This is a genomic window from Roseovarius sp. D0-M9 (assembly GCF_037083805.1).
Classification (GTDB): Bacteria; Pseudomonadota; Alphaproteobacteria; order Rhodobacterales; family Rhodobacteraceae; genus Roseovarius.
The window spans coordinates 88,121-111,896 of sequence record NZ_JBAPKZ010000007.1; the positions used below are offsets into that span (position 1 = coordinate 88,121).

At 62.2% G+C, this 23,776-nt stretch carries 23 protein-coding genes; 7 read left to right on the top strand and 16 right to left on the bottom strand.

All coding sequences use genetic code 11. The features are described 5' to 3' along the window. The first annotated feature begins 13 nt into the window (after positions 1–13). The 5 genes from V8352_RS06935 (at position 14) to V8352_RS06955 (ending at position 5,318) form a co-directional block, all read left to right on the top strand. Positions 14–1,099: a polyamine ABC transporter substrate-binding protein gene (locus V8352_RS06935; RefSeq protein WP_336423541.1), complete on the top strand. Its 1,086-nt coding sequence runs from the start codon at positions 14–16 to the stop codon at positions 1,097–1,099. A gap of 72 nt (positions 1,100–1,171) precedes the next feature. After that, on the top strand, positions 1,172–2,293 hold the full coding sequence (locus V8352_RS06940; RefSeq protein ID WP_336423542.1) for an ABC transporter ATP-binding protein: 1,122 nt from the start codon (positions 1,172–1,174) through the stop codon (positions 2,291–2,293). A gap of 3 nt (positions 2,294–2,296) precedes the next feature. After that, positions 2,297–3,187: an ABC transporter permease subunit gene (locus V8352_RS06945; RefSeq protein WP_336423543.1), complete on the top strand. Its 891-nt coding sequence runs from the start codon at positions 2,297–2,299 to the stop codon at positions 3,185–3,187. After that, positions 3,184–3,996, top strand: a complete 813-nt coding sequence (locus tag V8352_RS06950) for an ABC transporter permease (protein ID WP_336423544.1) — start codon at positions 3,184–3,186, stop codon at positions 3,994–3,996. Before V8352_RS06945 ends, V8352_RS06950 begins: the two co-directional genes overlap by 4 nt. After that, the gene (locus V8352_RS06955; RefSeq protein WP_336423545.1) at positions 3,993–5,318 is read left to right on the top strand and encodes an NAD(P)/FAD-dependent oxidoreductase; all 1,326 of its coding nucleotides are present in this window, start codon (positions 3,993–3,995) and stop codon (positions 5,316–5,318) included. Before V8352_RS06950 ends, V8352_RS06955 begins: the two co-directional genes overlap by 4 nt. Positions 5,319–5,329: 11 nt before the next feature. On the opposite strand, the gene V8352_RS06960 is transcribed toward V8352_RS06955, so the two are convergent. From V8352_RS06960 to V8352_RS07035, 16 genes are all read right to left on the bottom strand, one after another. After that, a complete protein-coding gene (locus V8352_RS06960) occupies positions 5,330–6,709 on the bottom strand; it encodes an NAD-dependent succinate-semialdehyde dehydrogenase (protein ID WP_336423546.1) in 1,380 nt (459 codons plus the stop codon). Positions 6,710–6,769: 60 nt separating this feature from the next. After that, positions 6,770–7,693 carry a DMT family transporter gene (locus V8352_RS06965; protein WP_336423589.1) on the bottom strand — a complete coding sequence of 308 codons (924 nt, stop codon included), beginning with the start codon at positions 7,691–7,693 and terminating at the stop codon, positions 6,770–6,772. A 93-nt stretch (positions 7,694–7,786) separates the two neighbouring features. After that, a complete protein-coding gene (gene msrA / locus V8352_RS06970; RefSeq protein WP_336423547.1) occupies positions 7,787–8,284 on the bottom strand; it encodes a peptide-methionine (S)-S-oxide reductase MsrA in 498 nt (165 codons plus the stop codon). Continuing rightward, on the bottom strand, positions 8,281–8,730 hold the full coding sequence (gene msrB / locus V8352_RS06975) for a peptide-methionine (R)-S-oxide reductase MsrB (protein ID WP_336423548.1): 450 nt from the start codon (positions 8,728–8,730) through the stop codon (positions 8,281–8,283). Before msrB ends, msrA begins: the two co-directional genes overlap by 4 nt. Positions 8,731–8,886: 156 nt before the next feature. Beyond that, positions 8,887–9,921 carry an L-threonine 3-dehydrogenase gene (gene tdh, locus V8352_RS06980; RefSeq protein WP_442970975.1) on the bottom strand — a complete coding sequence of 345 codons (1,035 nt, stop codon included), beginning with the start codon at positions 9,919–9,921 and terminating at the stop codon, positions 8,887–8,889. Beyond that, complete coding sequence (locus V8352_RS06985) at positions 9,922–11,115, bottom strand: glycine C-acetyltransferase (RefSeq protein WP_336423549.1); 1,194 nt, start codon at positions 11,113–11,115, stop codon at positions 9,922–9,924. A gap of 78 nt (positions 11,116–11,193) precedes the next feature. Next, on the bottom strand, positions 11,194–13,197 hold the full coding sequence (locus V8352_RS06990; RefSeq protein ID WP_336423550.1) for a hydantoinase/oxoprolinase family protein: 2,004 nt from the start codon (positions 13,195–13,197) through the stop codon (positions 11,194–11,196). A 49-nt stretch (positions 13,198–13,246) separates the two neighbouring features. Continuing rightward, on the bottom strand, positions 13,247–14,311 hold the full coding sequence (queG, locus tag V8352_RS06995; RefSeq protein WP_336423551.1) for a tRNA epoxyqueuosine(34) reductase QueG: 1,065 nt from the start codon (positions 14,309–14,311) through the stop codon (positions 13,247–13,249). A 38-nt stretch (positions 14,312–14,349) separates the two neighbouring features. Further along, the gene (fzlA, locus tag V8352_RS07000) at positions 14,350–15,015 is read right to left on the bottom strand and encodes an FtsZ-binding protein FzlA (protein ID WP_336423552.1); all 666 of its coding nucleotides are present in this window, start codon (positions 15,013–15,015) and stop codon (positions 14,350–14,352) included. A gap of 58 nt (positions 15,016–15,073) precedes the next feature. After that, a complete protein-coding gene (gene mtgA, locus V8352_RS07005) occupies positions 15,074–15,787 on the bottom strand; it encodes a monofunctional biosynthetic peptidoglycan transglycosylase (protein ID WP_336423553.1) in 714 nt (237 codons plus the stop codon). A gap of 84 nt (positions 15,788–15,871) precedes the next feature. Beyond that, positions 15,872–17,017 (bottom strand): saccharopine dehydrogenase family protein, encoded by a 1,146-nt coding sequence (locus V8352_RS07010; protein WP_336423554.1) that lies wholly within the window; start codon positions 17,015–17,017, stop codon positions 15,872–15,874. A 1-nt stretch (position 17,018) separates the two neighbouring features. After that, positions 17,019–18,161: a saccharopine dehydrogenase gene (locus V8352_RS07015; protein ID WP_336423555.1), complete on the bottom strand. Its 1,143-nt coding sequence runs from the start codon at positions 18,159–18,161 to the stop codon at positions 17,019–17,021. A gap of 12 nt (positions 18,162–18,173) precedes the next feature. Further along, positions 18,174–18,788, bottom strand: a complete 615-nt coding sequence (locus tag V8352_RS07020) for a glutathione S-transferase family protein (RefSeq protein ID WP_336423556.1) — start codon at positions 18,786–18,788, stop codon at positions 18,174–18,176. A gap of 18 nt (positions 18,789–18,806) precedes the next feature. After that, entirely contained in the window at positions 18,807–19,457 is a 651-nt protein-coding gene (locus V8352_RS07025; protein ID WP_336423557.1) for a histidine phosphatase family protein, read from the bottom strand. Between the two features lie 7 nt (positions 19,458–19,464). Beyond that, on the bottom strand, positions 19,465–20,757 hold the full coding sequence (pncB, locus tag V8352_RS07030; protein WP_336423558.1) for a nicotinate phosphoribosyltransferase: 1,293 nt from the start codon (positions 20,755–20,757) through the stop codon (positions 19,465–19,467). An 85-nt stretch (positions 20,758–20,842) separates the two neighbouring features. Next, positions 20,843–21,709 carry an SDR family oxidoreductase gene (locus V8352_RS07035; RefSeq protein WP_336423559.1) on the bottom strand — a complete coding sequence of 289 codons (867 nt, stop codon included), beginning with the start codon at positions 21,707–21,709 and terminating at the stop codon, positions 20,843–20,845. A gap of 119 nt (positions 21,710–21,828) precedes the next feature. Here V8352_RS07035 and V8352_RS07040 point away from each other — a divergent pair, with 119 nt between their 5' ends. Together V8352_RS07040 and V8352_RS07045 are read left to right on the top strand one after the other, a co-directional pair. Beyond that, entirely contained in the window at positions 21,829–23,307 is a 1,479-nt protein-coding gene (locus tag V8352_RS07040; protein WP_336423560.1) for an AMP nucleosidase, read from the top strand. A gap of 156 nt (positions 23,308–23,463) precedes the next feature. Continuing rightward, complete coding sequence (locus tag V8352_RS07045) at positions 23,464–23,751, top strand: HU family DNA-binding protein (protein WP_336423561.1); 288 nt, start codon at positions 23,464–23,466, stop codon at positions 23,749–23,751. The last annotated feature ends 25 nt before the right edge of the window (positions 23,752–23,776 follow it).

Below are 23,776 nucleotides of genomic sequence, written 5' to 3' on the forward strand. Positions count from 1 at the left end.
TAGGGAGAAGATAATGCAAAAGACCATTCTGACCACCACAGCCGCCGTTGCACTGATGGCCGGCGCCGCCACCGCCCAAGAGGTGCGTGTTTACAACTGGTCCGACTACATCGACGAAGAACTGCTGGAGAAGTTCGAAGAGGAAACCGGCATCGACCTGATCTATGACGTCTTCGACAGCAACGAGGTCCTTGAGACCAAGCTGCTGGCAGGCGGCTCGGGCTATGATGTCGTCGTGCCGTCGGGCACCTTCCTTCAGCGTCAGATCACGGCCGGCGCGTTTCAGGAGCTGGACAAATCCAAACTGCCGAACATCGAGAACATGTGGGATGTCGTCGAGGAACGCACAGAGCAGTATGACCCCGATAACGCCTACTCGATCAACTACATGTGGGGCACCACCGGCATCGGTGTGAATGTCGCCAAGGTTCAGGAAGTCCTCGGCGAGGACGCTCCAATCGATTCGCTGGAGCTGGTATTCAATCCCGAGAACATGGAAAAGCTGGCATCCTGCGGTGTTCACATGCTGGACGCGCCCGCCGAGATGATCCCGATGGCCCTGCAGTTCATGGGCGAAGATCCCAACAGCCACGACCCGGACGTGATTGCCACGACCGAGCCCGTGCTGACCGCGATCCGCCCGTATATCTCCAAGTTCCACTCGAGCGAGTATATCAACGCGCTGGCCAACGGCGATATCTGCGTCGCCATCGGCTGGTCGGGCGACATCCTGCAAGCGCGTGACCGCGCCGCCGAGGCCGACAATGATGTCGAGATCGAATACAACGCGCCCAAGGAAGGCGCGCAGATGTGGTTCGATCAAATGGCGATCCCCGTGGATGCGCCCAATGTCGATGAGGCGCATCAGTTCCTGAACTTCATCATGGACGCGGAGAATGCAGCGGCTGCGTCGAACTACGTCTATTACGCCAACGGCAACAAGGCGAGCCAGGAGCTGCTGGTCGATGACGTGATCAATGATCCGGCGATCTATCCGGACGAAGAGACGATCAACAACCTCTTCACCACCACGCCTTGGGATCCGCGGGTGCAGCGCACCGTCACGCGCCTGTGGACCAAGATCAAGTCGGGCACCTGATAGCCCCCGGCGATCCAGCCCGCGCAACTCGTGCTGCGCGGGCTTTTTCAACACCCCCGACCGGGAGCCACGATGAGCCAGACCGTTTTCGAGCCGTGGAACGATCCGCAGGCAAAGCCGCTGATTCAGTTCAAGAACGTGACCAAGCGTTTCGGTGACTTCACCGCAATCGACAATCAGACATTCGATATCTACGCACGCGAATTCTTTGCCCTGCTTGGCCCCTCGGGCTGTGGCAAGACCACGCTGATGCGGATGCTCGCCGGGTTTGAAAAGGTGACGGAGGGCCAGATCGTGCTGGACGGCGTCGATCTGGCGCCGATCCCGCCGAACAAGCGGGCCGTGAACATGATGTTCCAGTCCTACGCCCTGTTCCCGCATCTGTCGGTTTACGACAACATCGCCTTCGGTCTCAAACGCGACAAGATGCCCAAGGACAAGATTGCAGATCGCGTCACGCAAATGCTGAAGCTTGTCCGGCTGGAAAAATTCGCCCAGCGCAAGCCACATCAGATTTCTGGCGGTCAACGCCAGCGCGTCGCCTTGGCCCGCAGCCTCGCCAAGGCGCCAAAACTTCTGCTTCTGGACGAGCCTATGGGCGCACTGGACGCCAAGCTGCGGCAGGACACGCAATTCGAACTGGTGGATATTCAGGAGAAAACCGGCACGACCTTTGTCATTGTGACCCACGACCAGGAAGAGGCGATGACCGTCGCCAGCCGCGTCGCAGTCATGGACGACGGCAAGATCATGCAGGCCGACACGCCCGCAAATATCTATGAGGCGCCAAATTCCGTCTATGTCGCGGATTTCATCGGCGATGTGACCATCATCGAAGGCCGCGCCACCAAGAACGGCACCGGCTATGACATCGCTTTTGCCGAGGGCCAACCAACGCTGCATGCGAAATCGGAAAAGACGCTCCAGAACGGGCAGACCTGCCATCTGGCGATCCGCCCCGAGAAAGTCACGATCACCGCCGACAAGCCCGAGGCGTCAAATGCGCTGAAGGGCAAGATCCTCGACATCGCCTACCTCGGAAACCTCTCGACCTACCATGTCAAGCTGGAGACGGGCCAGGTCATCAAGGCCCAAACGGCCAATACGCGCCGCCTGTCACGCCGCAGCTTCACCTGGGAGGATACCGTCTGGCTCAGTTGGACCGACACTGCCGGTGTCCTGTTGGAGGGTTAAGCCATGCGCCGCGCCATCTTGATCGCCGTTCCCTACCTGTGGCTCGTCGCGCTCTTTCTCGTGCCGTTTCTGATCGTGCTCAAGATCAGCCTCAGCGACATTGCGCTGTCCATCCCGCCCTACACCCCGACGCTGGACCTCGGCGCGGGATGGGAGGGGATCAAGACGTTCTTCGCCGGTCTCGATTTCGAGAATTTCGAATTTCTGACGACCGACGATCTTTATTGGAAGGCATATTTGTCCTCGCTCAAGATTGCGTTCATCGCCACGTTTCTGACCCTGCTCGTCGGCTATCCCATCGCCTACGGCATGGCGAGCGCCCCGGATCACTGGCGCCCGACGCTGATGATGCTGGTCATCCTGCCGTTCTGGACCAGCTTTCTGATCCGGGTCTATTCCTGGGTCGGCATCCTTGCGAACGAAGGCTATCTGAACCAGTTCCTGCTGGGCATCGGCGTCATTTCCACACCGCTGACGATCCTCAACACGAACGTCGCGGTCTATATCGGCATCGTCTATACCTATCTGCCCTTCATGATCCTGCCCATCTACGCCGCGCTCGAGCGTATGGATGGCTCGCTGCTGGAGGCGGCCGAGGATCTGGGGTGCAGCCGCATCACCGCCTTCTGGCTGGTGACCTTCCCCTTGTCGAAAAACGGCATCATCGCGGGTTGCTTTCTGGTGTTCATTCCCACCATCGGCGAGTTTGTGATCCCGTCCCTCCTGGGTGGGTCCAGAACGCTGATGATCGGCAAGGTGCTGTGGGAGGAGTTCTTCAACAACCGCGACTGGCCCGTTGCCAGCGCCGTGGCGGTGATCCTGCTGATCATCCTCATCATCCCCATCATTCTATTTCAGCGGAACGAGCAAAAGCAGAGGGAGCTTGAGGGATGAGGCGTGTCACATGGTTCAACGCCACGTCCCTAACGCTGGGATTCGCGTTTCTCTATCTGCCGATGGTGATCCTGATCATCTACAGCTTCAACGATAGCCAGCTCGTCACCGTCTGGGCCGGGTTTTCCACCAGATGGTATGGCGAGCTGTTGCAGAACGACGCATTTCTGGACGCCGCATGGATCACGATCAAGGTCGCGGTGATTTCCTCGTCGATCGCAACAGTTCTGGGCACGATGGCCGCCATCGTGCTGGTGCGCGCGGGCCGGTTTTCGGGCCGCACGCTGTTTTCCGGCATGATCTATGCGCCTCTTGTCATGCCCGAGGTGATCACCGGCCTGTCCCTGCTCCTGCTCTTTATCGGGCTCAACATCGACCGGGGCGTGATGACCATCGTGCTGGCGCATACGACCTTCTCGATGTGCTATGTATCGGTCGTCGTGTCGTCACGTCTTGTCAGCTTCGACCAATCGCTCGAGGAGGCGGCGCTGGATCTGGGATGCTCGCAAATGCAGGCGTTCTTCCTCGTGACGCTGCCGATCATCGCGCCTGCGGTCATTTCGGGCTGGCTGCTTGCCTTTACGCTCAGCCTTGATGATCTGGTCATCGCCAGCTTTACCGCCGGACCCTCGTCGACCACGCTGCCGATCAAGATCTGGTCGTCGATCCGTCTTGGCCTTAGCCCCGAAATCAACGCACTTTCGACCCTGATGATTACCATCGTGGCTGTTGGCGTCATCACCGCCTCACTTGTCAGCAAGCGAAGCAGTCTGAAACGGCAGGCGGATGAGCGCGCGGCCGGCACATGAAGCGCATCTACCCTGCCCATGCCTACAGCGAGGCGCCCCGCGCCGCCTGCTATTGGCCGATCACGACCGAAGGTGCGGCAAACCCGCCCGCGCGCGGCACTCTGACGGCAGATGTGGCCATAATCGGCGCAGGTTTCACCGGCCTTTCCGCCGCGTTGCACTTGGCCGAGGATGGCGCGGACGTCATCGTCCTCGAGGCGCAGGATGTTGGCTGGGGCGCATCGGGGCGCAATGGCGGGTTTTGCTGCCTCGGCGGGTCAGCGGCCAGTGACAAGGCCCTGACGCGCCAATTCGGCGAGGAAGCGCGCCGCGAATTCCGCGCGACCGAGCGCCACGCGGTCGAGCTTGCCGCCAACCTGATCGACCGCCACCACATGCAGGTCGACCGCCATTCGCAGGGCGAGACGGTGATGGCCCACACGCCCGCCGCCTTCGACGGATTTGAGGCGCGCGCACGCAAGGTCGAGCAGGATTATGGTGTCTCTCCTACGATCATTCCGGCGCATGAACAGGCACAGAACGGCATGTCAGGGCCGTTTCATGGCGCGATGACCACGCCCATCGGCTTTGCCCTGAACCCTATGAAATACATTCAGGGACTCGCCAACGCGTGCCGCGCGGCGGGTGTGCGCATTCGCGCGCACAGCCCCGTCCACCAGATCGACCAGGGCGCAAGTTTCAGCCTGCAAACGCCCGAGGCCCGCATTCAGGCCCGCCGCCTGATCGTGGCGACAAACGGCTATAGCTCGGACAATCTGCCGGACTGGATGAAGGGCCGCTATTTGCCCACACAGTCCAACGTCTTGGTGACACGCCAGATGACCGACGATGAGTTGAACACCCAAGGCTGGACCACGCGCCAAGCTTGCTATGACGACCGCTTTTTCCTGCATTACTTTCGCCTGATGCCGAACAATCGGATGCTCTTTGGCATGCGCGGCGGCCTTTTCAGCGCGCCTTGGGCCGATGCGCGGATGCACGGCAATATCCGACAGCATTTCGAGACGATGTTCCCCGAATGGGCCCATGTCGAGACACCGCACAGCTGGCATGGACTGCTCAGCATCGCACGCGATCTCACGCCCTACGCCGGGCCGATCGACACCATGCCCGGCGCGTTCACCGCGCTTTCTTATCATGGAAACGGTGTAGCGATGGCCACCTACGCTGGCGCGCTGCTGGCCGATCTGGCGCAGGATCGCAAGCCACAGAACCTCTACCCCGAAATCATGAAACGCCCGCCCAAACGCTGGCCCTTGGGCCGGTTCAGGCGGGCGTGGTTCTGGCCCGTCTATGGCGCGATGTGGGCGACGGGTGCCTGAGCCAAGATCTTTCAGCTCATCACCATGATCGCCTTGGCGTTGGTGAATTCCTTCATGCCAAACCCGCCATGTTCGCGCCCGTATCCGGAATCCTTGACCCCGCCAAAGGGCATGTTGGGCGTCGCCATGCCAAACCCGTTGATAAAGATCATGCCGGTATCGAACTCTTCCGCCGCAAGCTTGACCGCAGCTTCGGTGTCCTGCGAGAGGATCCCCCCACCAAGGCCATATCGGCTGTCGTTGGCAATGCGCATGGCATCCTTGTCATCCTTGGCCCGGATCAATGACGCAACGGGACCAAACAGCTCACCGTCATAGGCAGGCTGACCCGGCGCAACATCGCCCAGAACCGTCGCAGGATAGTAATAGCCCGCGCCACCCGGCAGCTTGCCACCACAAAGGATGGTCGCGCCGTTTTTTACGCTGTCATTCACCTGATCCTGCAAATCGTCGCGCAGGTCCTCGCGCGCCATCGGGCCGATGTCTGCATCATCTCCGGTCGGGTCGCCCGCCTTCAGCGCAGCCATCCGCTCGACAAAGGCCTCGCGAAAGTCGTCATAAAGCGTCTCGACCACGATAAACCGCTTGGCCGCGATGCAGGTTTGCCCGTTGTTGTAGACACGCCCCATCACACAAGTCTCTAGCGCCATTTTCAGGTCCGCATCCGACAGCACGAGGTAGGCATCGTTCGAACCCAGTTCCAGCACTGATTTCTTCAACGCCTTGCCTGCCTTTTCGCCCACATGGCTGCCTGCGCCGGGACTGCCCGTCAGGGTCACGCCGCGTACCTTGTCGTTGGCAATGACATGGTCGGACTGGTCGTGCGAGATGATCAACACCGTAAAAAGGTTCTCCGGCAGGCCGGCGTCCCGATAAATCCGCTCGAGCAGCAGGCCAGATCCGGTGACATTCGCCGCGTGCTTCAGCAGAACACCATTACCAGCCATCAGGTTGGCTATCGAATAGCGCACCACCTGATAGGCCGGGAAATTCCACGGCTGGATGCCGTAAATGACGCCAATTGGCGCGTGAACGACGCGGCCCCGCTCTCCGTTGGCAATCTCGCGGTCCTCCGGGGCCAATACGTCGGGGCCATGCTCGGCCGTATAGTCACAAATGGCGGCGCAGAGATCGACTTCCTGATGCGACTGCTTCAACAGCTTGCCCATTTCCTGGGTCATCAGCTGAGCCAGCTCTTCCTTGTTGTCACGCAGGCCTTGGCCAATCGCCTTGAGGATCTTGCCACGCGCGGCGTGGTCGGTCTTGCGCCAACTCAGAAAAGCCTCGTGACAGCCATCGATCTTGGCGTTCATCTCGGCATCGGTGAAATAGCTGTAACTATCGATCGCCTCGCCCGTAGCGGGATTGATCGTCTGAAATGTATTGGACATTTTGGCCTCGCGTTGAAGTGCAGTTGCATATCAAACGCGCGGCTTGCCTGCGCCGTTCCGTTACCCCTGCGGCGTCCGAAGCGCCCTGGCCCGCCCCCGCTTGAGGCCGAGGTGATGCTCGCGCAGGATGATTGCGATGCCCGCAGCAGCGATCAAGGCCGCCCCGATCAGCATCGGCCCGGTTGGCACCTCATCAAAGATGAAATAGCCGATGACCAGCGCAAAGAGCATGGAGGCATAGTCGAAGGGCGCCACGATGCTGGCGTCCGCATGGCGATAAGACAGCGTGAGAAATATCTGTGCCGCCCCGCCGATCACGCCCGCCAGCACCAATTGCCCCGCCAGCCAACCGGACGGGATGACCCACCCGAACGGCATCGTCATGGCTGACAGGACCGTTGCCGTCACCGAGAAATAAAAGGCAATCGCCGCCGGATGCTCGGTCTGCACCATCGAACGGATCGTGATCTGTGCAATCGCCGCGAATGTGGCCCCGATCAGCACCACCACCGCGCCCAGCACCTCGGAAGCCGCGACGGGGCCACCGCCAAAAACGCTGAGCTTCGGTGCGAGGATGACAAGCACACCGATCAGACCGACGCAAACCGCGCTGATGCGAAAGACGCCGACTTTCTCACCCAGAAAAAGCGCCGCGAAGATCACGATAAGCAGCGAGGATGTGTAGCTGAGCGCCGTCACTTCCGGCAAAGGCAAAAGCGCAAGACCGGCGAACATCATGGCCATAGCCATCGTCCCCGCAATGCCGCGCCCCGCGTGCCCCCAGATGGATTTCACGCGCAGCCCGGTCGAAAGCTGCCCCAGCATGATGAGCCACACCACCGTCACCGGCACGGCAAAAAGGGATCGAAAAAAAACGGCTTGGCCTGCCGGCACCTCGTCTGAGGCCGCCTTGATCAGCGACGACATGATGATGAAGAGAACGACCGCGCATAGTTTCAGCGAGATCGCCTTGACCGGCTGCATCGGCATGGCTCCTTTTGCGGCCATGCATGCGCCTGGCCCCGACCGAGGTCAAGGCCAAGGCGCTATCTTGGTGGGGGCATATAGCCCCGGCCTCTAGCTGCGCGGCAAAACCCAGTCGGCCCGCGGGAAGTGGCAAGTGTAACCGTTCGGCACGCGCTGCAGATAGTCTTGATGCTCGGGCTCGGCCTCCCAGAAGTCGCCGACGGGCTCGACCTCGGTCACGACCTTGCCGGGCCACTTGCCACTGGCCTCCACGTCGCGGATCGTGCGCCGCGCCTCCAGCTTTTGCGCATCATCGACATAGTAAATTGCCGAACGATAGCTGATACCTACGTCATTGCCCTGCCGGTTCAATGTGGTCGGATCGTGGATCTGAAAGAACAGCTCAAGGATCTCGCGATAGCTGATCTTGTCCGGGTCAAAGATGATCTCGATCCCCTCGGCATGGGTGCCATGATCGCGGTAGGTGGCATTGGGCACGTCACCGCCCGTATAGCCCACCCGCGTCGACAGGATGCCCTCCCGTTTGCGGATCAGATCCTCCATCCCCCAGAAACATCCTCCTGCCAATACGGCGCGTTGCTCACTCATGCCCGGTCCTCCACTTGATTCAGATATTCGCCATAGCCTTCTGCCTCCATCTCGTCCTTGGGGACAAAACGAAGCGAGGCCGAATTTATGCAGTAGCGCAGACCGCCCCTGTCGCGCGGCCCGTCGGGAAAGACATGGCCTAGATGACTGTCGCCATGCGCACTGCGCACTTCGACGCGGCGCATACCCAACGTGTCATCCTGCAACTCGGACACATGCGCCGGCTCGATCGGCTTGGTAAAGCTGGGCCAGCCGCAGCCGCTCTCGTATTTGTCCGCGGATGCAAACAGCGGCTCGCCGGAAACGATGTCGACATAGATCCCCGGCGCCTTGTTGCCCAGATACTTGCCCGTTCCGGGCCGCTCCGTGCCGCTTTCTTGCGTCACGTGAAACTCTTCGGGACTAAGGCGCGCGATTGCATCGGGGTCTTTGGTATAGCGGGTCATGGAAAACTCCTCTCGATGACGGCTCTTGCCCTCATAGATGGCCGCGCCGCATGAAAATCCAACCGATATTTCACGCGGCTCTCATTGGATTGAGCGCAATACATGCTTTTTCTTGGCAAAAACAACCAAATCCCGCCGGTGGCAAAGCGCGCGGCGCTACCAATCCATCACCACCTTGCCCGAATTGCCTGAAATCATGGCAGCGAACCCCTGCTCGAAATCATCTATTCCGATGCGATGCGTGATCAGCCCGCTGACATCGAGGCCCGATTGAACCAGCGCGATCATCTTGTACCACGTCTCGAACATCTCGCGGCCGTAGATGCCCTTGACGTGCAGCATCTTGAAGATGATGGCGTTCCAATCGACCGCGAACTCGGTGGGCGCGATGCCCAGCAGGGCAATCTTGCCCCCGTTGTTCATATGGCTGATCATCTGCTGCATGGCCGCAGCAGCGCCCGACATCTCGAGGCCCACGTCAAAGCCTTCGTGCATGTCGATGCGCGCCATGACATCGCCAAGCTTTTCTTTCGAGACGTCGACGACATGCGGCACGCCCATGCGGCGCGCCAGATCGAGGCGATAGGGATTGATGTCCGTGATCACCACCTTCCGCGCACCGACCTTTGACGCAACCAGCGCGCCCATGATCCCGATCGGCCCCGCGCCGGTCACCAGCACATCCTCGCCCACCAGATCAAAGCTGAGCGCGGTATGCACCGCATTGCCAAACGGATCGAAAATGGCCGCGATTTCGTCCGTGATGTCATCTGGGACCGGCACGACATTCATCTCGGGGATGCAGACATATTCGGCAAAGCTGCCGGGCCGGTTCACGCCAACGCCCTTGGTATTGCGGCATAGCTGTCCGCGCCCGGCGCGGCAATTCCGGCAGGTGCCGCAGACGATATGCCCCTCGCCACTGACCCGCTGGCCGATCTTGTAGCGCGTTGCGGCGCTGCCGGTGTCGGCAATCTCGCCCACGAATTCATGGCCGACCACCATCGGCACCGGCACTGTCTTGGCGCTGAACTCGTCCCACTTCCAGATATGCACGTCAGTGCCGCAAATCGCGGATTTGCGCACCTTGATCAGCACGTCTTTCGGCCCCGGCTCGGGCACCGGGACATACTCCATCCACAGGCCCGGCTCGAGTTTGGCCTTGACCAATGCCTTCATGCGGTTGTCCATTCAGATCACTCCCAATTCGCGGCCAACCTTGGCAAAGGCATCAATTGCCTCATCCAGCATGTCGCGCGTCAGCCCGGCACTCATCTGCGTGCGGATCCGGTCCTGATCCTTGGGCACGACAGGATAGCTGAACGCGGTCACGTAAACCCCGTGATCGCCCAGTTTTGCGGCCATTTGTTGCGCCAGTTTGGGGTCGCGTAGCATGACGGGAATGATCGCATGTTCGCCGGGCAACAGCTCGAACCCCAGATCGGTCATGCGGGTGCGAAAATGCGCGGCATTGTCCCAAAGCTGCGCGCGCAGATCATCCCCCGCCTCGACCAGATCGAACATCTTTAGCGAGGCAGCGGCAATCACGGGCGCAAGCGTGTTTGAGAAAAGATAGGGCCGCGAGCGCTGGCGCAGCCAGTCGACCACCTCCGCAGAGGCGGCGGTATAGCCACCCGATGCGCCGCCCAGCGCCTTGCCCAGCGTGCCGGTCAGAATATCGACCCGGCCCATCACGCCGCAATGCTCGATGCTGCCCCGCCCGGTAGCGCCGACAAACCCGGTGGCATGACAGTCGTCGACCATCACCAGCGCATCATACTTGTCCGCCAGGTCGCAGATCTCGGCCAATCGGGCGTAATAGCCGTCCATCGAGAATACGCCATCTGTGGCAATCAGCCGGTGCCGCGCACCTTTTGCCTCCTGCAAACACCGCTCAAGATCGGCCATGTCGCTATTTGCATAGCGATAGCGCTGCGCCTTGCACAGGCGCACACCGTCAATGATGCTCGCGTGGTTCAGCGCATCACTGATGATCGCGTCCTCGGGGCCGAGAATAGTCTCGAACAAACCTGCGTTCGCGTCGAAACAACTGGGGTAGAGGATGCAGTCCCCCGTCCCGAGGAAGTCGGCGATGCGCGCCTCAAGGGCCTTGTGCTCTTCCTGGGTGCCGCAAATGAACCGCACCGACGCCATGCCAAATCCATAGCGATCCAGCGCCTCCTTGGCGGCACCGATGATCTCTGAATTGTCGGCCAGACCGAGATAGTTATTCGCGCACAGATTGACGACCTCTGCGCCACTTTCCAGCGATACGCGCCCTGACTGGGGCGAGGTGATGACACGCTCGGTCTTGTACAATCCCTCGTCCTTGAGGCCCTCAAGGCGCGAGGCGATGTCTGCATCGAAATCTTTGGCGGCACTCATGGCAGCGTCCTTTCACTGACTCGTCTTGCCCGCAGGCTAAAGCAAATCCCCCGCATGGGACATGGGCGCAATTGGCGTCTAACCTGCAATGCGCGGTCGCCCCGACGCCTCGACCGTGATCTCACCCTCCAGGAACACCTGCCGCGCCTCGGCCTGCGCCGTGCGCAGATCGCGTGTGGCGGTGATCTGAATATCCTCGGCCCCAGCCGTGATGGCGCCGGCGCGCGCCGCGGCCCGCAGCGCCGACTCAAGCGCATCAAGGGCCGCACTCACCTCGCGGTGATCCTCGGGGCCGGTCTCCAGATGCACGCGGAAAAGCCCCTCTGACGGCGAGGTGACAGTGCCACTGCGCCGGATGGTAACGCGGCCCACGACCGCGCCGATGGCATTGGCAACACCCGCGTGTTCGGGCAGTATCATCTCGCAGCCAAGGCGCCTGCCGACCGCCGGATAATAGGTCGCCGCCGAGGCACCCAAGCCCACGACAGGCACATTCAGACCCGCATTCAACCTTATCAGACCCTGATGCTGGTCCATGCCGCGTTGCATCAACACATGCCGCGCCAACTGATCGGGCGCGAGGCCGAATGCCGACTCCTCTTCGGCAAACCCTGTCTCGAGAATGGCCAGAACCGTCTGCGTGGTTAGCTGATCGACGATCATGCGCGCCATGTCTGCGGCATCGCCCGCGATGAGATTGCCTGATCCGGTCCGTTTACGCGCCAGCAAGGCAAGCGCCTTTTGCGCGGCCTCGCTATCCCACGCGGTGGCATGCCCCAGAACATGGCTGGCGTCGGAGGGTGTCACGCCCGAGATCTGGACCAGGCCGCGTGCCACCAGACGCGTAAGCGCCTGCCCCTCAAGCCGCGTGCGCAAGACGGCGCCGACCGGCTGCACGCCGCCGCGCGCGATCCGATCCAGAAGGGCATCGTCGCGTTCGGCCAGACCGCCCGCCTCGACGCCCGGCACGGCCCGCACGAAGGCCGCGTCATGCTCGCCCGGCACAGTGCTGCGCAGCTGCGCATCAAGCGCGCGATGCACCACGTCGGGGGCATCCTGCGCAATCAGGCTGACGGGCAGCACGCGGCGAGGGCCAAGCACAACGCCCCCGGCCAGACCATCCGCTTGCACATGAACCTCGCTATCGCCGCCGAGGCCGGTGGTGCGCATACCAACCGCCTCGACCATCGTGCGCCACGGGCCAACCTGCGCGCCCGCCGGATCAATCATCGGCTTGCCCCCGCGCAGAACCGCGACATCGGTGGTCGTGCCTCCGATATCCGACACCAGCGCCGTATCAACGCCCGTCAGCCAGCGCGCGCCGACAATGGACGCAGCCGGACCGCTTAGAATTGTCTCGATCGGGCGCTCTCGAGCCTGATTAGCGCTGATAAGCGCGCCATCGCCCCGCACCACCATCAGGGGCGCGTCTATGCCCAGATCAGCCAGCTTGCCCTCGGCCTTTTCGATCAAGCGCGCGATCATGCCGATCAAGCGCGCGTTAAGAAGCGCGGTCAAGGCCCGCTTGGGCCCGTTCAGCTTGGCCGACAGATGGTGCGAACATGATACGGGCCGCCCCGTCACCTCCGCGATCATGCGCTGCGCTGCCAATTCATGCTCAGGATTGCGCGTGGCGAATTGGGACGCGACCGCAAAGGCGGAAATCCCGCGATCCTCGCGCAGCCACGCCTCAAGTGAAGTCATGTCCAGAGGCCGCGCCTCGTAGCCAGCATGATTATGCCCGCCTTCAAGGATCAGGGCCGGATCACCGCCCAGCGCGGCGCGCAGCCCGTGCCCATCCAGATCTTGCGCGCGAAAACCGATATAGATCAGACCGACGCGCCCGCCCTGCCCCTCGACCAGCGCATTCGTCGCCAATGTGGTCGACAGGGACGCAAGCGCGATATCGGCCGGTTTGGTCCCGCTATCGGCCAGCACCTTTTCCACCGCCGCACCAATCCCGATGGCGAGGTCGTGACGCGTTGTAAGGGCCTTGGCGCTTGCGATCACCTCGGCCTCATCACGGATAAGGACCGCATCGGTATAGGTGCCGCCGGTATCCACGCCGAGCAAAATCGCCATGTCATTTCTCCTGAGTGACGCGCCTCTCGCCATATGACGGACATCGGGCCTAATCCATCCCTTTTGCGGCAGCGTCCAGTCGCTCCAGCGCCCAGGCCGCCGCCTCCGCGACCACCGGATCCGGATCGACCAGATGCGGGCGCGCGGCCTCAGCCAGATCTGGTTGTCCAGAGTTGCCGATGGCGTAAAGCACATTGCGCAAGAAGCGATTGCGCCCGATCCGCTTGATCGGGCTGCCCGAGAATTTCGCACGAAAGGCGGCGTCGTCCAGACCGGCAAGCTCCGCCAAGGGCGGCGCCAGAAGATCGGGCCGCGCATGGTAGCGGATCTCGCGCGCATCCTGGGCGAACTTGTTCCACGGGCAAACGGCCAGACAGTCGTCACAGCCATAGATCCGATTGCCCATCAGGACGCGCAGTTCCGGATCGATCGGGCCGTGATGTTCGATCGTCAGATAGGAAATGCAGCGCCGCGCATCCATCTGGTAAGGCGCGGGAAAGGCATTCGTCGGACACACGTCGAGGCAGGCACGGCAACTGCCGCAGTGATCCGCCTCGGGCGCATCCCGCTCCAGATCAAGCGTGGTAAAGATTGAGCCGATAAAGAACCAACTGCCCAGATCACGGCTGACGAGATTGGTATGTTTGCCCTGCCAGCCCAGACCTGCCGCCTCGCCCAATGGCTTCTCGGGGACGGGCGCGGTATCAACGAAAACTTTGACCTCGACGTCGTCAGATGCGCCGGGCGTCTCGGCGATCAGCCAGCGCGCAAGCCGTTTCAGCCGTTTCTTGACGAGGTCATGATAGTCCTTGTTCTGCGCATAGACACTAATCGCAGCCTTCTCCGGGTGCCTCAGAACCTCCAGAGGATCATGCTCGGGCGTATAGCTTTCGCCCAGCATGATGACGGATTTCGCCTCGGGCCAAAGCGCGGCGGGGTTGCCGCGCCAGTGACTGCGCTCGGCCAGCCAGCCCATCTGGCCATGATAGCCCGCCTCCAGAAACGAGGCGAGGCGATCCGGCACCTGCGGCACGTCACCGGGCCTGCAAATCCGGGCCAGGTCAAACCATTCGGCCCGTGCCTGCGCAACCAGTCGCTCTTTCAGACCGTCCATGCTTTTTCTTGGGTCAAATACCCCATCGGGCCCCCGCTTCAAAAATCGAGGTTGGAATAGTGCCGCGGCGGGGGAAACCCCGAAACCTGATCGGCCAGAATACTGCGAAACGCGGGACGTGACTTGATCTTGGCGTACCAATCCTTGACCACATCGCTGCGGTTCCAATCCACGTCCGAGATGTAATCCAGCGCACTCAGGTGCGCGGCGGCGGCGAAATCGGCCAGCGTCATGACGTCGCCAGCCAGCCAGCGGCGCTGCTCCAGCAAGTGGGCCATGTAATCGAGGTGATATTTGATCGCCTTGGCGCCCGATTTGACGTTGCCGCTATCGGGAAAGCCAGCGCCCATCATCTTTTTGTTCACCCGCTCGTAGAGCAGTTTGGACGTGACCTCGTGATGAAACTTGTCGTCGAACCAGGCCACCAGCCGGCGCACCTCATAGCGGCCCTCTGCACCGCGCGGCATCAACGGAGGTTCGGGGTATTTCTCTTCGAGATATTCGCAGATGGCAGCGCTCTCGGGCAGGGTGCGCCCGTCGATACGCAAGACGGGCACCTTGCGGGCCGGGTTACGGCGGTGAAAATCCGGGTTTTCCTCCCAGTATCGCTCCTCCACCAGCTCGCACTCGATCTTCTTCTCGGCAAGGCTCAGGCGGACCTTTCGGCAGAAGGGCGACAGGGGAACGTGATAGAGCTTGGCCATGACGTGGCGGACCTTTGTTGAGACGGGTGCCCTTCCATGCCCGGTAAGCGTGTGGTTTTCAATCCTCGAAACACGCAGCACGCCCGTCGCGGCGGATCGTGGCCGCGCCGTCCATGATCGAGGCGGCGCGTTTTCTCACCCAATCGCTGGGCTGACTGGCCGAACGGTTCTTGGGGTCAGGCAGGATCGCGGCCAACCGCGCAGCCTGCCGGTCGGTAAGATCAGCGGCATTGACGCCGAAATAGTGACGGGCCGCAGCGCCAACGCCGAATATGCCCTCGTCGAACTCGGCCACGTTCAGATAAACCTCGATGATGCGCCGTTTGGACCAGGCGGTCTCGACGACAGGCGTCATCGCTGCCTCGAGCGCCTTGCGAGGCCAGGACCGGCCATGCCACAGGTAGACGTTCTTGACGGTCTGTTGACTGATCGTCGACGCGCCGCGGGCGCCGCCCCGCTCCAGCACCTCGCGGATCGCGCGCATGTCAAAGCCCCAGTGATTGCAGAAATTGGCATCCTCCGCCGCGACGGCAGCGCGGGCCATCACCGGCGCGATATCGTCGATAGGCGTCCAGACATAGGCGATCTGCCCGAGCCTGCGCGCCTCCTGCTTCATGTAGAACGTCGGCCCCGGCGGCGCGACAAACCCATGCCAGAGCGAGGCCGCGCCCATGACCAGCGCGCCCGTGATCAGCGTCCAGAGCGACCACCGCCGCAGCCACGCCAAGGGCGATCGCTTGCGAGACGGCTCCTTGGTGGGTTTTCTGGGCATGGTCTGGCCTTGAAATGGCGCGCGGCCCGGTAGTTTTGGGCCGCGCGATGTGAGTATTTGAAGAACAATGAAAGCGCTGGCGCCTCAGCCCGCCAGATGATCCACGACTTCGACATGCTGTGCGAGGCGGCGCACTTCGCCCATATAGCGCTCGATCAGGGCCGGATCGTGGGGCGCGGGGCTGACCCCTGCGGGAAGCTCGCCCGCCAAAGCCGATTCGATCGCCATGGAGAGCGGGATCGAGACGAGGCGCGCCATCGCGGTGCCGCGCGCATCACCCCATGCGTCCATCACATATGTCTTGTGCCAGACGGCGGCGCCGTTGCGCTCGGCCTTGAGTGAGACGCACATGACCACGCGGTCAGGCTCACCCTCGTCATACGCATGCTCGCCCCAGAACGTGTCGGACATCTCGCGTAGGCGGGCATCCCCCTCGGGGCCCTGAAGCGTCTCGACCTCGGCAAAGACATCGCTCCACGCGTCGGTCCAACCATTGAGGCGCAGGGTGCCGCGCACGAACTCCTTGACCCGCCATTCTGGATCAAAGCGGTAATCGGCGATGAAGGGGACGCTGTCTCGGTTCGGATAGACCTCGAACGTCTCAGGCGCGGGCAGCGGCGCCGAATAGCTGCTGATCGCGTCCCAAGGGCGATCGACACGCAGCTCGGCATGGTCGCGGATCGAGCGCGAGGGCGAGCGCAGTGCCTTGAGCACTCCGAGGGGTGACCAGCTGAACTTGTAGCGGAACGCATTGGGATGCTTGGGGATACCGCCACAATAGCTGAGGAAGGTCAGATCGTTTTCGGGATCGACCGTGCCGCTAGCGCGGTAATCAGCGACGAGGGTGTGCGCCATCAGGTGGTCGATACCGGGATCGAGGCCGATCTCGTTGACGAAGGTCAGACCTGCGGCCTCGGCCCGCGCGTGCAGCGCGCGCATTTCAGGCGCGATGTAGGAGGAGCTGGCGAAATGCGCGCTCTTGGTCAGGCACATCTCGGCGAGGGGCACATGCCAGTCGCCGGGCAGCATCGAGACCACGATATCGCCAGCCTGCACCTCGGCAGCCAGCGCGTCCATGTCGAAAGTCTGGATGCGTTGGGTAAGGTCGCCCACCGCATCCTGCGCCTTGCCAAGGCTGCGGTTCCACACCGTCACCTCATGCCCTGCCTCGATCAGCCTGCGCAGGCCCGGGATGGCCGAAAGGCCCGTTCCACACCAATGGATCGTCATGTCAGTGGCCTTTCATTGCCGTCGTGAATGTTTCGTGCGCCCGTCCCCAGACGCCTCGATCAAGATGGCCCAAAGCGCGCAGCGAGGGCAAGAGGAGGGCGGCAAAGTCCTGCGAGGATTCCACCGGAAGCAGGGAGGGCAGATTGTCGATGGCCATGACGTCCATCGGGGGCGCATCATGCACCCGCCGCGCCGGCGCGGCCCAGTCGGTGGCCGCATCATAGATGGGGACCGGGTTGTAATCGCTGTCAGGATCGCAGGCGACATCGCCGATTACCGTGAGGTCACGCGGCGCCTCCAACGCGGCNGCATCATAGATGGGGACCGGGTTGTAATCGCTGTCAGGATCGCAGGCGACATCGCCGATTACCGTGAGGTCACGCGGCGCCTCCAACGCGGCCTTCGGCACGAAAACGGGGGTGCCCGGGCGCGCAAAGATGCAGTTGAGGAACATGTCATGCTCCAAGATCTGCGGAAACGGGCCGCCCTGCGACGTCTCGGCCATATCCCAGAGGGTCGGCGCGAGGCCCATGGCGGTGCAAAGGTCCGCCGCCCCGGTGCCAACGCGGCCCAGCGCGCCGATTATGATGGCCGAAGGGATGCGCAGGCCGCCGAGGTCGCGCGCCAGATCGGCCAGCAGCGCATCCTTGCCACCATAAGTGGCGACAGCGGGGCAAATGCCCCCGCGCTGCTGCGCCGCCCATGCCTTCACAGTGACGGCAGCGCCCGCATACCCGGCCCAATAGCCGAAGGCGGCAACGCGGCGGCCGTCCTCGTCCACCAGATACTCCAGATCATAAAGCGTGCCGCCCCCCTCGCGAAATCGGTTCAGAAGGGCGCGCCCGGAATGCTGTCCCTTGAAGGCATGACCGAACATGATGTGGCGATGCGGCAGGGGCGTGCCATCCTCGGGCAGCTCCTTGAGACCGAAGATGATGGCATCCTCGGGCGCGTCCGGCCAGCTGGCGGCGGCGGCGATGTCGCAGCCCGCATCGCGGTAGCCGTCGATCAGGATGGCGCGCTGGTCACTCTGCTCGACCGTCACTTTCATACCGGCGGCCATCAGCTCGCGCGCGCCTTCGGGCGTCAGTCCGACGCGCTCTTCATTCGGGCGCTGCTCGGCCCGGACCCACAGATGTGTCATGCTTGGCCTCCCTTAGAACATGCCGGCGGCGCGGACCGCCTTGACCGACGCACGCGCCTCCATTGCCTCTCGAAAGGCCGTGATGCGCGGGAAGTTTGCCACGTCGACGCCGTCGCCCTTGAGCCATTGGCACATCACAAAGAGGTGCGGATCGGCCACCGTCACACGATCGCCCATGACGAAGGGGCCTGTCAGGCAATGCTCTTCGACGTAGGTGGCGCTGGCGGTCATCGTCTTGGGCACTTGGGCGCGCATATCGGCGTGCGACTCTTCCCGTTCGGCCCAGCGATAGGCGCGCGGGCCGTGGGCGTGGTTTACCTGCATCGTGCTGGCCAGATAGTGGATTACACCGCGCACACGCGCGGCCTCGACGGGCGCCTCCGGCATCAGCCTTGCCCCCGGTGCAATGGCCGCGATGTAATCGAGGATCGCGCCCGTTTCGGTCAGAACGGTCCCTTCGACTTCGAGGGCAGGCACGCGTCCCTTGGGGTTGATCTGGTGGTAGGCGGGCTTGGTCTGTTCGCCATCCTTGAAGCTGACCTTGTAACTGTCGAACGCAAGCCCGGCCTCGTGCAGGGCGATGGGGATCGTCACGGATACGGTGCCGGGCGCGTAATAGAGTTTCATTGCGGCCTCCTGCCGTTTTTAGATAAAAGTGCGGGCATGGGCCCGGTCTGCGGCGTCAAGGTGCGGTGTCGCGTTGAAGCTGTCCAGCACCAACTGGCCATGCACGTACCGCAGCCGATGGACCGAGCTGTTGTGCGTGCGCAGCATCATGCGCGTCATGGAATCGGTATCGAGCCCAAGCACATGCCGCATGACCATGCCGATCACGCCGCCCGAAGTGACCAGCATGCTGCGCCCATGCTGCGCGGCAATTTCTTCGATCATCGCTACGGTGCGGGTATGGAAGCTGCCGAATGTCTCGGGAATATCGACGAGGCGGTCCTCGGCCCAGTGCGAGATCACCTGCGGCATGTAGCGATAGAAATCATAGGCGCTGTCAGGCGCGGCGACACCGTGCTGCACCTCCATCGCGCGGGCCAGATCGAAATATGTCAGCTCGTTCAGGCGCGCATCCTCGGAGGTGGAGGCAAAGCCCATCGCCGCCGCGGTCTGGCGCTGGCGTGTCAGCGTGCCTGTGATGATGCGGTCGAACTGCGGGTCAGTCGCGTTCAGCCACTCGCCCAGCCACGCGGCCTGACGATGGCCCATTTCCGAAAGGCGGTCATATCCCGCCTCGTCGGCGGCCCCGGAGTTGGCCTGCCCGTGGCGGATCAGGATAATCTCTGTCATGGCCTGCTCACACCTCGACCTTCAACTTGGTCTGCTCGCCAACGCCAAAGACGCGCTTGTAGCGGGCGACCTCATCGGCCGGGCCCATCGCCTTGTTCGGGTTATCCGACAGCTTGACCGTGGGCCGCCCATTGGCCGCGACCGCCTTGCACACAAGCGAAAACGGGGCCAGCGCATCGCCGGGCACAAGGCCGCGAAAGTCATTGGTCAGATACGTGCCCCAGCCGAAGGACACCCGCACCCGGCCCGAGAATTGCGCATGAAGCTCGGCAATCTTGGCCTCATCCAGGCCATCGGAAAAGATGATCAGCTTCTGCGATGGATCCTCGCCCTGACGCTTCCACCAGTCGATCGCCATTTCGGCAGCGGTCGCCGGATCGCCCGAATCGATGCGAACACCGGTCCAGCCGCTGAGCCAGTCGGGCGCATTTAGCAAAAAGCCCTTGGTGCCATAGGTGTCGGGCAGAATGATGCGCAGATTGCCGTCATGTTCTTCGTGCCAATCGCTCAGGACATCATAGGGCGCGCGGGCCAGCGCCTCGTCATCCTCGGCAAGCGCGGCATAGACCATGGGCAGCTCGTGCGCATTGGTGCCAATGGCCTGAAGGTCACGGTTCTTCGCGATCAGGCAATTGGAGGTGCCGACAAAATTATCGCCCAGCCCCTCCTGCATGGCGCGCACGCACCAGTCCTGCCAAAGGAACGAATGCCGCCGCCGCGTGCCAAAATCGGCCAGTCGAAGGCCGGGAACCTCGCGCAGCGTCTCGACCTTTTCCCACAGCTTGGTCATCGCGCGGGCATACAGCACCTGAAGCTCGAACCTCTCCATCTTGTGCAGAACCGCGCGCGAGCGTAGCTCCATGATGACGGCCAGCGCGGGGATTTCCCACAGCATGACTTCGGGCCATGAGCCCTCGAATGTCAGCTCGTATTGATCGCCCACCCTTTCGAGGTGATAGGGTGGCAGGCGAAGGTTCTCGAACCAATCCATGAACTCCGGATTGAACATCTGGCGCTTGCCATAGAACATGTTGCCCCGCATCCAGGTGCTCTCACCGCGCGACAGCGACAGCGATCTGATGTGGTCCAGTTGTTCACGCAACTCGCCCTCGTCCACGAGGTCGGCAAGCGGGATATGCGTGGATCGGTTGATGAGGCTGAAGGTCACTTGCGTATCAGGCCGGTTGCGGAACACCGTCTGGCACATCAGCAACTTGTAAAAATCAGTGTCGATCAGAGACCGCACGATAGGGTCGATTTTCCATTTGTGGTTGTGCACGCGGGCAGCGATATCGACCATGTCAGGCTCCGGAATTTACTGCGCAGGGTTAAAGCAGGCCCAAGGCAGGATTTGCAAGCGTTGCCGCGCCTGCCCTCATACGGCGTCAGGCGCCATCTGGGACATCGTCCATCATCGCGCGCAGCCCTTCGCGATAGCTGGGATAGCGCAATGTCACGCCCAGTTCCTTCTGGATCCGGTCGTTGCTGACGCGTTTGGATTCCGCGTAAAAGCTGCGCGCCATCGGCGACATCTCGGCCTCCTCGAAAGGGACGGCTTCGGGCAGCGGCATCCCAAGCAATTCGGCGGCATAGCCGATCACATCCTGCGGCGGCGCGGGGTCGTTGTCACATACGTTGTAGATGGCACCCGGATCCGGCGCACGCATTGACGCAGCCAGAACCTGCGCAATATCCTCGACATGGATCCGGCTAAAGACCTGCCCCTCCTTGATGATGCGTCGCGCCTTGCCCGCGCGCACCTTGGCAAAGGGGCCGCGACCGGGCCCATAGATCCCGGCAAGGCGAAAGATGTGCAGCGGCAGATCCGGGATGGATTGCCATGTCGCCTCCGCCTCCTGCCGCAAGACGCCGCGCCGGGTGCCGGGATCGAGGGGCGTGGCCTCATCCACCCAGCCGCCATCGTGATCGCCGTAAACACCGGTGGTGGAAAGGTATCCCGCCCATTCCAGATGCGGCGCAGCGCGCGCGATATCATCGCGCAGCGTCGACAGCACCGGATCACCGTCCTCATCAGGCCCAGCCGAAATCAGCAGATGCGTCGCCTCTGCCAGCGCGGGGGCCATATCGGTGCCGGGCCAGATCACGGCCTCGACGCCCTCGCGGGCCAGTGTTTCGGCCTTTGCCGCGTCTCGCGTGGTGCCGATGATACGCCAGCCACCCGCGTCGTTCAGCAGGGCGCCCAGCGCGCGGGCCGAGTATCCGTGCCCAAAGGAAAGAAGTGTTTTCGTCATCTGCCTGATATGCGCCCCCGATATGCCCAAGGCAAGGGTGTGGCCCTGCTTGCGCCCGCCCCGCTGGCAGTGCACCCTTTGCGCACAGATCATGCTTGGAAGCGGACGGGGGGCCAAAAATGCAAGCCAAGGAACAAACAATCCTCAGTCCGGCAACAAACCCACCGCGCACATTTACCGAGGCGGTCGCCGCTGTCGATCACCTGCAAGCCCTCTATGACGAGGCGGTGGATTTCTTGCGCCAGGGCTTTGCCAGCGCCCTCACAGGCCCGCAGCCCGAGCACCGCGTTCGCGCCTTTTATCCCGAAGTCCGACTGACGACCTCCAGTTTTGCCGAGATCGACACGCGCCTCGCCTTCGGCCATGTCGCGGCGCCCGGCACGCATGCCGCGACGGTCACGCGTCCCGATCTGTTTCGCACTTACCTGATCCAGCAAATCGGTCTCTTGCTGGAAAATCACGGCGTTCCGGTCACTGTTGGCGTCTCGCAGACACCCATGCCGGTGCATTTCGCCGTCGCGCAGGATGCGCGGATGACCGTCCCGCACGAGGGCGCGGCTGGATTTATCCTGCGCGATGTCTTTGACGTGCCGGACCTCGGCACGATGGATGACGACATCATCAACGGTTTGGCCGGCCCCACTGCGGATGGCACCAGGCCGCTGGCGCCCTTCACCGCGCAGCGCGTCGATTATTCGCTGGCGCGGCTGGCGCACTATACGGCGACATCACCGGGGCATTTTCAGAACCACGTGCTCTTCACCAACTACCAGTTCTATGTCTCCGAGTTCGAGGCCTATGCCCGCCGCGTGCTGGCCGATCCGGCCACTGGCTACACCAGCTTTGTCGGGACAGGCGATACCGAGATCACATCGCCCGATGCCCCGATAGAGGCGCCGAAAAAGATGCCGCAGATGCCCACCTATCATCTCAAGAAACCTGACGGTTCTGGCATCACTCTGGTCAATATCGGCATCGGCCCCTCCAATGCCAAGACAGCGACCGATCACATCGCGGTCCTGCGCCCCCATGCATGGATCATGGTTGGCCATTGTGCCGGGCTCCGTAATTCGCAGCGGCTGGGCGACTATGTTCTGGCCCATGCCTATTTGCGCGAGGATGGCGTGCTGGACGCCGACCTGCCCACTTGGGTTCCGATCCCTGCCTTGGCCGAAATTCAGATCGCCCTCGAAGAGGCGGTCGAGGATGTCACCCAACTGGAGGGCTACGAGCTGAAGCGGATCATGCGCACCGGCACCGTCGCCAGCGTCGACAACCGAAACTGGGAACTGCGCGACCAGTCCGGGCCGGTCCGTCGCCTCAGCCAGAGCCGCGCCATCGCGCTCGACATGGAGAGCGCGACAATCGCGGCCAACGGCTTTCGCTTTCGCGTGCCATATGGAACGCTCCTGTGCGTTTCCGACAAGCCGCTCCATGGCGAGTTGAAGCTTCCGGGCATGGCGAGCGCCTTCTACAGCGGTCAGGTCGCACGTCACCTGATGATCGGAATTCGCGCGATGGAGGCACTGTCCCAGATGCCGCTCGATCGTCTGCACAGCCGCAAGTTGCGCGCCTTTGACGAAACCGCATTTCTCTGACACGCGGTTGCACCGGTGGTGGGACACACCTTGAGAGCGGCATATTTATGCGCAAATATCGCCCCACATACCTCAGTATGCGTTGTATTACCCATTAAAATGGGGTTACACCTGACGACGAGGCCCAGACAGCGGGCAGAAAAAGGAGACCACTCAATGGCAAAACCCATGACAAAGACGCAGCTCGTTGCCGCACTGGCAGACGAGATGGGCGGCGACAAGAAGACTGCGGGCACGGCCCTCGACAGCATCATCAACGTGATCACACGCGAAGTATCGGGCGGCGGCGCCGTCACCCTGCCCGGCGTCGGCAAGATCTACTGCCGCGAACGCCCCGAGCGGATGGTGCGCAACCCCGCCACTGGCGAGCAGATCAAGAAAGATGCGGACAAGGTCGTCAAGATGACCATCGCCAAGGCGCTGAAAGATAGCGTGAACGGCTGATCTTGCATCTTGCACCGGATTTCTA